General features: G+C 74.6%; 11 protein-coding genes. 5 read left to right on the top strand and 6 right to left on the bottom strand.

Going from position 1 to position 10,996, the window contains the following annotated elements; translation table 11 throughout:
* The first annotated feature begins 228 nt into the window (after positions 1–228).
* Positions 229–1,023, top strand: coding sequence for a GNAT family N-acetyltransferase (locus tag ACZ4VA_RS11420; protein WP_356242756.1), 795 nt, complete (start codon positions 229–231; stop codon positions 1,021–1,023).
* Positions 1,024–1,105: 82 nt separating this feature from the next.
* Here the strand turns inward: ACZ4VA_RS11420 and ACZ4VA_RS11415 are convergent, their stop codons facing one another.
* The gene (locus ACZ4VA_RS11415) at positions 1,106–1,852 is read right to left on the bottom strand and encodes a TetR/AcrR family transcriptional regulator (protein ID WP_356164301.1); all 747 of its coding nucleotides are present in this window, start codon (positions 1,850–1,852) and stop codon (positions 1,106–1,108) included.
* Positions 1,853–2,039: 187 nt separating this feature from the next.
* Here ACZ4VA_RS11415 and ACZ4VA_RS11410 point away from each other — a divergent pair, with 187 nt between their 5' ends.
* Complete coding sequence (locus tag ACZ4VA_RS11410) at positions 2,040–2,999, top strand: NAD-dependent epimerase/dehydratase family protein (RefSeq protein ID WP_356164299.1); 960 nt, start codon at positions 2,040–2,042, stop codon at positions 2,997–2,999.
* Between the two features lie 106 nt (positions 3,000–3,105).
* Positions 3,106–4,020 carry an NAD-dependent epimerase/dehydratase family protein gene (locus tag ACZ4VA_RS11405; RefSeq protein ID WP_388904577.1) on the top strand — a complete coding sequence of 305 codons (915 nt, stop codon included), beginning with the start codon at positions 3,106–3,108 and terminating at the stop codon, positions 4,018–4,020.
* Positions 4,021–4,109: 89 nt separating this feature from the next.
* Here the strand turns inward: ACZ4VA_RS11405 and ACZ4VA_RS11400 are convergent, their stop codons facing one another.
* From ACZ4VA_RS11400 to ACZ4VA_RS11385, 4 genes are all read right to left on the bottom strand, one after another.
* Entirely contained in the window at positions 4,110–4,550 is a 441-nt protein-coding gene (locus tag ACZ4VA_RS11400; RefSeq protein ID WP_468080946.1) for an SPW repeat protein, read from the bottom strand.
* Positions 4,551–4,861: 311 nt separating this feature from the next.
* Positions 4,862–5,614 (bottom strand): anti-sigma factor, encoded by a 753-nt coding sequence (locus ACZ4VA_RS11395; RefSeq protein ID WP_356164293.1) that lies wholly within the window; start codon positions 5,612–5,614, stop codon positions 4,862–4,864.
* Positions 5,611–6,195, bottom strand: coding sequence for a sigma-70 family RNA polymerase sigma factor (locus ACZ4VA_RS11390; protein ID WP_468080944.1), 585 nt, complete (start codon positions 6,193–6,195; stop codon positions 5,611–5,613). Before ACZ4VA_RS11390 ends, ACZ4VA_RS11395 begins: the two co-directional genes overlap by 4 nt.
* A 154-nt stretch (positions 6,196–6,349) precedes the next feature.
* Positions 6,350–6,943 (bottom strand): sigma-70 family RNA polymerase sigma factor, encoded by a 594-nt coding sequence (locus ACZ4VA_RS11385; protein ID WP_356164291.1) that lies wholly within the window; start codon positions 6,941–6,943, stop codon positions 6,350–6,352.
* Positions 6,944–7,052: 109 nt separating this feature from the next.
* Here ACZ4VA_RS11385 and ACZ4VA_RS11380 point away from each other — a divergent pair, with 109 nt between their 5' ends.
* Both ACZ4VA_RS11380 and ACZ4VA_RS11375 read left to right on the top strand, forming a co-directional pair.
* On the top strand, positions 7,053–8,078 hold the full coding sequence (locus tag ACZ4VA_RS11380; RefSeq protein WP_356164289.1) for a MerR family transcriptional regulator: 1,026 nt from the start codon (positions 7,053–7,055) through the stop codon (positions 8,076–8,078).
* A 159-nt stretch (positions 8,079–8,237) separates the two neighbouring features.
* Complete coding sequence (locus ACZ4VA_RS11375; RefSeq protein WP_388904573.1) at positions 8,238–9,479, top strand: NAD(P)/FAD-dependent oxidoreductase; 1,242 nt, start codon at positions 8,238–8,240, stop codon at positions 9,477–9,479.
* A gap of 50 nt (positions 9,480–9,529) precedes the next feature.
* On the opposite strand, the gene ACZ4VA_RS11370 is transcribed toward ACZ4VA_RS11375, so the two are convergent.
* Positions 9,530–10,903 (bottom strand): cryptochrome/photolyase family protein, encoded by a 1,374-nt coding sequence (locus tag ACZ4VA_RS11370; RefSeq protein WP_452921203.1) that lies wholly within the window; start codon positions 10,901–10,903, stop codon positions 9,530–9,532.
* Positions 10,904–10,996 lie beyond the last annotated feature (93 nt).

The following is a 10,996-nucleotide window of genomic DNA, read 5'->3' as shown; positions in this document are numbered from 1 at the left end:
GGGGGGGGGGGGGCCCCCCCGCCGGGGGGGGGGGGGGGGGGGGGGCCCCGGCCCCCCCCCCCCCCCCCCCCCCCCCCCCACGACAGCGGGAGGCGCCGGACGACCACGTCCGCCTCACCCGCTGGGGCCGGTGAGGCGGACGTGGCGGACGCGGCCGGAAACCGTTCCCGGGGAATCGCACCACGTAATCCCATTGCAGGGACTCCCGGCGGGTGCTGGAGTGACCCCATGGATCACGTGGGAGTACTGGCCCTGTTCGACCGGGACATGCGGGAGGGCGCGCGGCCCGACAGCCCGGGAGCCCGGGTGGAACGCGTCGGCAGGGTGGTGCGCCAGGTGGGCGCCGAGCAGGGCTGGAACGGAGTGGTCTGGTCGGACCTGGACGAGACGAGCGCCGACGCGGCGATCGCCGGGCAGATCCGGTACTTCACCGGTCTCGGGCGCGAGTTCGAGTGGAAGCTGTACGGACACGACCGGCCGGACGACCTCGGGCAGCGGCTGCGGGCGGCCGGGTTCACCCCGGAGCCGGAGGAGACGCTGATGGTCGCCGAGCTGGGCGACCTGGCCCTCGACGCGGCGCCGCCGGACGGCGTACGTCTGCTGCCCGTCACCGACAGCGCCGGTGTCGACCTCGTGGCGGACGTCCACCGGCAGGCGTTCGGCACCGACAGCTCGCGTATGCGCCACCAGCTCCTCGCCCAGCTCACCGGCGACGCGGACGACGTCGTCGCCGTCGTGGCCCTCGCCGGTGACGTCCCGGTGAGCGCGGCCCGCATGGAACTCCTCCCCGGCGCCCGGTTCGCGGGACTGTGGGGCGGCGGCACCGTCGAGGGCTGGCGTGGCAAGGGCATCTACCGCGCCCTGGTCGCCCACCGCGCCCGGGTCGCCGCCGACCGCGGGTACCGCTACGTGCAGGTCGACGCCTCCAGCCAGAGCCGCCCGGTCCTCGCCCGCCTCGGTTTCGTGCCGCTGACCACGACGACGCCGTACGTGTACGCCCCCGGTTCGGACGCCCCGGCGTAGACGGCGTCACCGCTCGCAGGCACGCGGGCCGCCCAGGGTTGAGTCCTGGAGGGCCGCCCGTGCCCCGCTCCCGTCCGTGCCGTCAGTCGAGACCGAACGCGTCCGCGAGCGACTCGACCTGTGCGGTCAGCAGCGTGCCGCCGTCGTGCCCCATGCCGTCGAACTGGCCGGACACCTCCAGGCCGACCGCGCCGTGCAGGTGCGACCAGGCGAGCACCGCGCCGGCGAGCGCCACCCCGGCCGCCTCCTCATCCATGTCCCGCGATGAGGCGGGCTCCCCGTCGGCACCACCCGTGCTGCGGGCGACCCAGCCGGCGACCTCGGCGTCCGCGCGCACCCATGCCGTCGTCTGCGCGACCACCGGCCGTACCGCCGGGCCGGGACGCGCCCCGTGGAAGGCGGCGAGGAAGGGCGCGAGCACCGCGCGGGCACTCTCCAGCGTGTCGGGCGGCGCGCTGTAGCCCGGGACCGGCGTGCCCTGGATCAGCAGGTAGCGGTGCGGCTGTGCGACGGCCCACCCCCGGCACCCGGCGGCGAGCGCCCGGACCCGCTCGCGCGCCGGAGCGTCAGGCGGGAGATCCCCGGCGGCCGCCGTCACCGCCGCCGCCAGGTCCGCGTAGGCGTCGCGGATCAGATCGCTCAGCAGCGCGTCGCGGCTGTCGAAGTACCGGTACAGCGCGGGCCCGGAGAGGCCCACCTCCTTGGCGATGCGCGTGAGCGCCACCGCGGCCGTACCGCCCTCGGCCACCTGGCGCAGCGCGATGTCCTTGATCTCCGCGCGCGTCTGCTCGCGGTAACGGGCCCTCGGACCCTGCTGACTGCCGGCCACGTACGGCTCCTCTCTCGATCCCGCTACACACCCTAACGAACCGCGAGTGGGAACCACTCTTGCTACTAGCCATCGCAAGAGTTACGGTGTCTAACGGAAGCGAGGAGCGGTCACCGACACGCCTCTCCCGCACGCCGTGGCTTCCTCCGCGGACCCGTGCGACCACCTCCAGAGACAAGGACCCCGTATGTCCACCGCCACGCACACCTCCCGCGCCCTCCACGTCGTCCTGGGATCCGGGCCGGCCGGAACGGCGCTCGCCCGGGAACTCGTCCGCCGGGGCCACGCCGTCCGGCTGGTCGACCGCAAGGGCACCGGACCCGCCCTCGAAGGGGTCGAGCGCTTCGGTGCCGACGTCGGCACCGAAGAGGGCGCCGCGGCCGCCACGGCCGGCGCCGAGGTCGTCTACCACTGCGTGAACGTCGCCTATCACCTCCAGGTGGAGGTCATGCCGCGCATCCAGGACGCCCTGCTCGGCGCCGTGCACGGCACGGGCGCCCGGCTGGTCGTCCTCGACACCCTGTATCCCTACGGCGAGACCGGGGGAGCGGTGATGACCGAGGAGTCCCCGTGGAACGCCACGAGCCGCAAGGGCCGGATGCGCGCGGACCTCGACGCGAAGTACCTCGCCGCCCACCGGGAGGGCCGCGCCCGCGTCGTCCTCGGCCGGTCCGCGGACTTCGTCGGCCCCGGCGTCCTCAACTCGACGCTCGGCGCCCTGGTGTTCCCCGCCGCCCTGACCGGCGGCGAGGCCGTGGGTCTCGGGGACATCGACCTGCCGCACAGCTACACGTACATCGAGGACGTCGCCACCGGCCTCGCCACCCTCGGCGAACACCCCGAGGGCGACGGCCGGGTCTGGCACCTGCCCACGGCGCCCGCGCCCACCACCCGGGAGGTCCACGCCCTGATCGAGAAGCGTCTCGGCCGCCCGGTGCGCGCCGTGGTCCTGAAGGACGCGGCGCCCTACGGCCCCTTCGACGAGCAGTTCATGGCCGAGTACGCCGAGATGTTCTACCAGCACACGGAACCGCAGATCGTGGACTCGTCCGCCTTCGAGCAGGCCTTCGGGGTGCGGCCCACGCCGCTCGCCGACGCGCTCGACGCGACGCTCGCCTGGTACGGGGAGTGGCTCGCCCGCCAGTGAGCGGGCGCGACGGGAGTGCCGCGAGCCCCGGGGCGTCCGCGTCCCGGCCGCCGCACGACGCGGCGTGGCATGTCACATCCCGGCCCCTCGGATCCGTCCCCTCCGTATGACCACGAACCAGCAGATCCTTCTGGCGGGCGCGAGCGGCGTCCTCGGAGCCCACGTCACCCGCGCGCTGACCGCGGCGGGCCACACGGTCACCGGTCTCGGCCGGGGTCCCGCCAACGGAGTACGGGCCGACCTGACGGACCGGGACGCGCTGCTGCGCGCCGTCGACGGCCGGCGCTTCGACACGGTCGTCCACGCGGCCACGGCGCTGAGCCGGCCGCCCCTGCGCCACCGCGACATGCACGCCACCGACACCCTGCGCACCGACGGCACGGCCCACCTCGTCGAGGCCGCGCGGATCACCGGCGCCCGGCGGTTCGTCGTGGAGTCCATGGTCTTCGGATACGGATACGGCGACCACGGCGCGCGCGAACTGGCCGAGGACGACGACCTGTTCGGGCCGCCGGGAACGACCCCCGAACTGGAACGGCACATCGCCGCGATGCGCACCAAGGAGCGACTCGCGTTCGACGCCCCGGACCTGGAGGGCGTCTCCCTGCGCTTCGGCCTCTTCTACGGGGCCGGCGGCACCGACGCCCTCCTGCCCCTGCTGCGCAGGCGGGCGCTTCCCGTCGCCGACGACCGCGGCCGTGTCCTGCCGTGGGTGGAACTCGCGGACGCCGCGGCCGCCGTGCTCGCCGCCGTGGAGCGGGGCCGCGGCGGCCAGGCGTACAACGTCGCCGACCGCACGCCGATGGGTTTCGGCGCCCATGTCCGGTCCGTCGCCGAGGAGTTCGGGCTGCCGAGGCCGATGACCGTACCGCTGTGGCTGCTGCGGCCGATGTCGTACGCCCACGTCGCGGCCTCGTCCAGCCTTCGCGTGTCCATCGCCAAGGCGGAACGCGAACTGGGCTGGAGCCCCAGGTTCGCGTCCCCGCGTGAGGGTCTGGCCGCACTGGCCGGACACTCCTGAACGCGCGGCCGGGGCGGCCTCCCGTGCCCACCGGCCGGGCCGGACCGGTCCGCGCGAGGCGACCCGGCCCGGCCGGTGGCGTCCTTCCGTCACGCCCGAGGCGTGCTCCGCGTCGCGTTGACGATGCACACCATCCCCAGCACCACGGCCAGCGCCCCGATGATGATGCTGTTCAGGACGACTCCGGTGTCGGGGCTGGAGCCGACGATCCACGGCGAGATGATCATCCAGGTGCCCAGTGCGCACAGGGCGCCGCTCAGGCCGTACATCCGTTCCGGCGAGCTGGTGAATCCGAGCGCCAGCACGCCGATCGCGATGCCCATGATCAGGTTGTGCGCCACGAGCGGGGGCTGGCTCGTCGTGTAGTGGAGTATCCACGGCGACGCGGCGCAGTACAGACCGAGCAGGAACACCGGTCCGTCCACGAGCGCCACGTCGCGGCCACCGAGCAGGCGGGCGTACCGGGCCCGCATCTCCGGGGCGTCGGGGTGACCGGTCATGTCACCCCGGGTGTGCGAGACGTCGGCCATGACTCGTCTCCTTCGCTCTTGACGGGCTCGACCGCTGGGAGAATGTGCGGTAAGCACCGCGTAAGTACCATCGTGCGCTTATTTTTCCTTTATGTGTAGCGGTGCGGTAAAGGGAAAACTCGCCGACAGCGGTGCGTGGACGTGGTGTTCACCGGACCACGGCTGCCGTTCCGGAGACGAACGCGCAGGTCGGGGGTGCTCGCGAGGAGCCAGGACATGCAGCGTCGCCCGCCGGTCGCGGGGACCGGCGGGCGACGCCTGGGAAGACCGTCGGGGACGGGGCCGCCGCCGCGGACCCGACGGTCCGGTTCTCAGGCCGGCAGCGCCATCAGCGCCACCGGGGACGAGGTCGGTTCGGCGGACCCGCCGGCCGGTTCGACGGTGACGCCCATGCCGGACGCCCCGTCGACGGACCCCTCCATCAGGACCGCCTCCGTCGTGCGGCCGGGGTCCATCAGCCCGGCGGACCGCATGGTCCCCGCGTCGTCGAACCAGAGCTGGTACACCTTGCCGGCGGGCGGCTCGGCCATGCCCGAGGCGATGAACACGGCCTCGTCCAGGCTCTTGGAGACGACGACCGTGCCCCGGGCGCCGTCCGCGAGCTTCGCGCTGCGCGTCCTCGCGTCCGGCGCGCCCAGCACCGAGGCCACCGCGTCCGTACGCTGCTCGGCCCGCTGCGCCTGCTGCCGTGCGTCCTGCGCGCGGTCGTGCTGCCAGACGGTCGTCCCGCCCAGCGCCGCCGCGGTGGCGACACAGGCGGCGAGCGCCCAGCGCGACAGGCCGCGGGCCCGGGCCGCCGACCGCGCGGACCGCGGCGGGGGGACGGTACGGGGAGCGTCCTGGCGGACCGTCGTGATCCGTTGCAGCACCCGGGCCCGGAGTTCCGGGCGCGGTACGGCCGACACCGCGAGGGCCAGCCGCGCGGCCGTCTCGGTGAGTTCGCGGACCTCCTCCGTGCAGGCCTCGCAGTCCGCCGCATGCCGTTCGAAGGCGCCGCGCTCGTCCTCGGAGAGCGCGTGCAGCGCGTACGCGCCGGTCAGTGTGTGCAGGTCGACGGTGCTCACGCCGCCACCCCCAGGCAGTCGCGCAGCCGGATGAGACCGTCGCGCAGCCGGGTCTTGACCGTGCCGAGCGGCAATGACAGCAATTCCGCCACCTCGCGATACGTGAGCCCCCGGTAGTACGCCAGCGTCACCGACTCGCGCTGCAGTTCCGTCAGGGTGCGCAGACAGCGCCGCACCTGTTCGCGCTCCAGACGGGCCTCCACCTGTTCGGTCACCTCGTCGTACTCGGGCGTGCGTTCCAGCAGGGCCGCCTTGTGGTCGCGCGCCACCGAGGCCTCGACCGAGCGCACCCGGTCCACGGCGCGCTGGTGGGCGAGGGTCAGCACCCAGTTGATCACCGAGCCGCGGTCGGGCCGGTAGCGGACGGCCGTCCGCCACACCTCGACCAGCACCTCCTGCGCGACCTCCTCCGACTGGGCCCGGTCGCGCAGCACACTGCGCACGATGCCCAGCACCGGACTCGCCACGGCGTCGTAGACGGACGCGAAGGCCTCCTGGTCCCCGCGCGCCACCTCGCCCATCAGCTCCTGCAGACTCGGCTCCGTGTACGGGTTTCTCCCGATCTCCACGGCTTCTCTCACGGGACGGTCCTCCAGGGCTTACGAGTGGTACACGATTGATCCGGAGCCGGTGCCGCGGCGGATTGGTCCGCTGCCGGAACCGTCAAATCCGGTGACTCGCCCTCGCGCCGTCACCGCATCCCGGAACGGGCTGTCAGTGCTTCCTCCGCGCCGGTCACCGCCAGGCCGTCACCTCCTGCTGGAGGCAGCTGCGCAACTGGTGGAGCCCTCGGCGGGCGTGGCTCTTGACGGTGCCCAGCGGCCAGCCGGTGCGCTGGGCGATCTGCGTCTGGGTCAGGTCCTCGTAGAAGGCGAGGTGCAGGACCCGGCGCTGCGGAGCGGGCAGTCTCGCCAGTTCGTGCCGCAGGAGGACCCGGTCGAGGACGGACTCCGGATGCTGGGCCGAATGGTCCGCGGCGGCGAGGGCGGAACCCGCGGCGGCGACCAGGTCGCTGCGCCGGGCCCGCGCGGTCAGGGCGTCGGCGATCTTCCGACGGGTGATGCCGACCAGCCACCCGGCGAAGACACCGCGGTCGGCGCGGTAGCCGGCGCGGCCCCGCCAGGCGGCGAGGAACACCTGCTGGGTGACGTCCTCCGCCTCCCTGGTGTCGCCCAGTGAACGCCAGGCGAGGGTGTGCACCAGCGCTCCCCAGCGCCGGTAGGCGACCGCCAGGGACCTCTCGTCGCCCGCCACGAAGCCCTCGACGAGGTCCGTGTCGGCGATCGTCTCCGCCTCAGGGTCCCTCCGGGGCAACGTAGTTGCCGTCATGACCACGACTCCTCACGGTGGGGCGCAATCCGCTTTTACGGTGGTCTCATGCTCCGAAGCACACGTACGGGGGACAACTCGCATCGTTTCTGCGTCGTATAGTCGACGCATGAGCGAGAGTGGACCGTCCGGGCGGCTTGCGGAGCCGCCGCCCCCGGAGGCCGGCGTCACCACCGGCGCCCTGGCCCGCCGGCTGGGGGTGTCGCCCACGACCCTGCGCTCCTGGGACCGCCGTTACGGCGTGGGCCCCGCGGTGCGCGCCGACGGACGACACCGCCGCTGGACGCCCCAGGACGTGGCGATGCTGGAGACGATGTGCCGCCTGACCTCGTCCGGGGTGCCGCCCGCCGAGGCGGCCCGCGCCGCCAAGGAGGCCGCGGGCGCACTCCCGCCGTCACCGGGACCGGCGTCGGCCACCGGGACGGGCGCCCCCGGCCGCTCGCGCGCGGCCGGCGCCCTGCCCCTCGGCAACGCCCGGCAGGAGTGCCGCGGCCTCGCCCGCGCCGCCGTCCGGCTCGACGCCCCCGCCGTGGAGCAGCAGCTGGCCTCCCTGGTGGAACTGCACGGCGTGGTCGCCACCTGGGAGGACGTGATGGTGCCGACGCTGCACGCCGTCGGACGCAAGTGGGAGTCGTCCGGGGACCGGTACGTGGAGGTGGAGCACCTGCTGTCCTGGCACATGTCCACCGCGCTGCGCCGTGCGACCTGGCCGGCCGGCCCGAAGACCGCGGACACCGGGGCGGGCCCCGTCGTCCTCGCCTGCGTCCCCGGAGAACAGCACACCCTGCCGCTGGAGGCACTCAACGCCGGACTCGCCGAAGCCGGCCTGCCGACACGGATGTTCGGCTCGGCCGTCCCCGCGGAGGCCCTCACCGCCGCCGTGGGGCGACTGGGCCCCTCCGCCGTCGTGCTGTGGTCCCAGGCGCGCTCCACCGCCAGCCTCCCGCTGGCGCGGCACGTCGCGGGCACGCGCTGGGGCGTCAAGGGCGCGCGCCGCAGGCCGGTCGTGGTGCTCGGCGGCCCCGGCTGGGCGGGCCACCGGACCCAGGGGATGCTGCGGCCCCCGGGGCTGCGGGACGCGCTCGCCGCACTGGCCGGCACGTACGGCACCGGCGCCCAGGAGGCACACACCTGACCGTCCCGACGGCCCGACGACCTCGGGCGCTCCCGCATCCATGCATCCGCGGAACCGGGGCAACGGGAAGAACGGGGTGCGGCACGTGCGCGACCGCGTACGGCGGATGCCCGCGGGCGTCCCGCCGGGACGCCCTCCACACTGTGAAGGGTGGTAGCCATGGCCGGGACCCGCGCAGCGGCGGACGTGCTGGTGGTCGGAGCGGGTCTCGCCGGCCTCGCCTGCGCCCGGGACCTCATCGACTCGGGGCTGACCGTCCGCGTCCTGGAGGCGTCCGACGCGGTCGGCGGACGCATGCGCACCGACCGGGTGGGCGGCTTCACCGTCGACCGCGGCTTCCAGGTCTTCAACACCTCCTACCCGCAGGCCCGTCGGCGGCTGTCCGTGCGCGACCTGCGCCTGCGGCCCTTCACCCCCGGGGTCCTCGTCCACACCGACGAGGGCAGGCTCCGCTTCGCCGACCCGACCCGCACGCCCCGCATGGCGGCCGATCTGCTGCCCGGACGGCTCGCGGGCCCCCGCGACCTGCTCGCCCTCGGCACCCTCTCGGCCCGCGACATGCTCGCGCCGGCGCGCCTGCTCAAGCGCGGGCAGGACCGCACGACCCGGACGGCACTGGCCGCCGCCGGGTTCTCCGAGGACTTCGTGGAGCGGTTCTTCCGGCCGTTCCTCTCCGGCGTCTTCCTGGAGGACGAGCTGGAGACCTCCAGCCGCGTCTTCCACCTGGTCTGGCGCAGCATGCTGCGCGGCACCCTCTGTCTGCCCGCCGACGGCATCGGAGCCGTGCCCCGTCAGCTCGCGGACGCCCTGCCCTCCGGAACGGTCCGCCTGGAGTCCCCCGTGGACAGCCTCACCGACGAGGGGGTCCGGCTGAGCGCGGGCGACGAGGTCCCCGCGCGCGCCGTCGTGGTCGCCACCGGGCCGGGCCCCGCCGCCGGACTGCTGCCCGAGCTCGACCTCCCGCCCTACCGCGTCGTCACGACGTACTACCACGTGGCGGAACGCTCACCGCTCGCCGAACCGACGCTGCTCACCGACACCAGCCGCCGCTTCCTCAACACGTGCGTGCTCAGCGAGGTGGTCCCGGGCTACGCGCCACCCGGCTCCTCACTGGTCGCGACCTCGGTCCTCGGCGGCGACGACGAGGGCCGTGAGGCCGGCGTACGCGACGCCCTCGCGGAGGTGTACGGGACGCCGACGGACGGCTGGCAGCTGCTGACCGTGCGGACCGTGCCGGACGCGCTGCCCGCCATGCCGCCACCGCAGCCGCTCAGCCGCCGTGCCCTCGTCGCCCCGGGACGCTACGTGTGCGGGGACCACCGGGCCACCGGCTCCGTCCAGGGAGCCCTCGCCAGCGGGGCACGGGCCGCCCGCGAGGTGCTACGGGACCTGGGCCGGTAGCCGCGCGGGCCCGGCGGACCGGGCCCCCTCGGGCCGGGGTGGCGTTCCGCTCAGCCGCCGCTGCGGGCCTGCTTGAATCGGGCCAGCCCCTCCGAGAGCTCGACGACCGGGCCGGGGTAGTCGAAGGCGGCGCGCTCGGGGCCCGCGAGTTTCCAGGGCTCGTGAACGGCGGAGGCGTCCAGCCCCGCGAGTTCGGGCACCCAGCGCCGTACGTACGAGCCGTCGGGGTCGTAGCGCTTCGCCTGGATCACCGGATTGAGCACCCGGTTGGGCCGGGTGTCCGTGCCCGTGCCCGCGACCCACTGCCAGTTGAGCTGGTTGTTGACGAGGTCGCCGTCGACCAGCAGGTCCAGGAAGTGCCGGGCCCCGACGCGCCAGTCCACGTACAGCGTCTTCGTCAGGAAGCTCGCGGTCAGCAGCCGGCCGCGGTTGTGCATCCAGCCCTCGTGGCGCAGCTGGCGCATCGCCGCGTCGACCAGTGGGTAACCGGTGCGCCCCTCCTTCCAGGCGGTCACGTCCCGCTCGGCGGAGGCGCCGGACCGCCAGCGGTCGTTCCGCGGGCGGTAGTCGGCGGTGGCCGCGTCCGGTCGCGCGGCCAGCACCTGGTGGTGGAAGTCCCGCCAGGCGAGCTGCCGTACGAAGGCCTCGGAGCCCGGTCCGCCGGCCCGGCGGGCGCGGTGGACCAGCTCGACGGGCGAGAGCGTCCCGAAGTGAAGATGGGGCGAGAAGCGTGACGTGGCGTCCCCGGCCAGGTCGTCGTGCCGGTCCTCGTAGCCCGCGATCCCGTCGCGCAGCCAGGACGCGAGCCGCTTGCGCGCCTCCGTCTCACCGCCGGTGGCCAGCCCCTCGGAGGTCCCCGGCGTGGCGTCGCGCGAGGGCAGCGGCTCGGAGTGGACGCCCTCGGGCACCCGGACCTGCCGGGGCGCGCCGAGGACGTCGCGCAGGTGCTGTTGGGACCAGCGCCGGAAGTAGGGGGTGAAGACGGAGAAGTGGTCGGCGGAGACCGGCGTGACGGTCCCCGGCGCGACCGCCGTGATCACGGTGTCGTGGACGTGCAGTCGGCACCCCTCCGCCTCCAGCGCGGCCCGCAGCCGCTCCTCCCTGCGGTGGGCGTAGGCGCTGACCCCGGCCGCCATGTGGACCTCGTCGGCCTCGGCCTCGGCCACCACCTTGCACACCTGGTCGACGACGTCCCCCGAGCGCACGACGAGCCTGCCGCCCCGCTCGCGCAGCTGGGCGTCGAGGTCGGCCAGGCAGTCGGCGAGGAACGCCAGCCGGTTGGGCGCGGTGAATCCGGCCGCGTCGATGGCCGCGTCGCGCACGAACAGGGGCACCACCTCCGCCGGGCCGTCGAGCGCCGCCCGCAGCGGCGGATGGTCGTTCAGGCGCAGGTCGGAGGTGAACAGGACGACCGAGACGTTCATGGTGCGACTCCGGTGCGGGCGGCGGGGAGGGGACGACCGACTGATTCGGGCGCGGCGCCCCCGGCGGATGCGCGGGTACGGGCGGGCCGTCGC

It is taken from the genome of Streptomyces sp. NPDC028308 (assembly GCF_055565855.1).
This window is presented reverse-complemented; position numbering and strand designations above follow the sequence as displayed.

Coding starts and splice junctions, on each gene's coding strand:
- ACZ4VA_RS11420 (WP_356242756.1), top strand. CDS start 229: ATGGATCACGTGGGAGTACTGGCCCTGTTCGACCGGGACATGCGGGAG.
- ACZ4VA_RS11410 (WP_356164299.1), top strand. CDS start 2,040: ATGTCCACCGCCACGCACACCTCCCGCGCCCTCCACGTCGTCCTGGGA.
- ACZ4VA_RS11405 (WP_388904577.1), top strand. CDS start 3,106: ATGACCACGAACCAGCAGATCCTTCTGGCGGGCGCGAGCGGCGTCCTC.
- ACZ4VA_RS11400 (WP_468080946.1), bottom strand. CDS start 4,550: ATGGCCGACGTCTCGCACACCCGGGGTGACATGACCGGTCACCCCGAC.
- ACZ4VA_RS11385 (WP_356164291.1), bottom strand. CDS start 6,943: ATGACGGCAACTACGTTGCCCCGGAGGGACCCTGAGGCGGAGACGATC.
- ACZ4VA_RS11380 (WP_356164289.1), top strand. CDS start 7,053: ATGAGCGAGAGTGGACCGTCCGGGCGGCTTGCGGAGCCGCCGCCCCCG.
- ACZ4VA_RS11375 (WP_388904573.1), top strand. CDS start 8,238: ATGGCCGGGACCCGCGCAGCGGCGGACGTGCTGGTGGTCGGAGCGGGT.
- ACZ4VA_RS11370 (WP_452921203.1), bottom strand. CDS start 10,903: ATGAACGTCTCGGTCGTCCTGTTCACCTCCGACCTGCGCCTGAACGAC.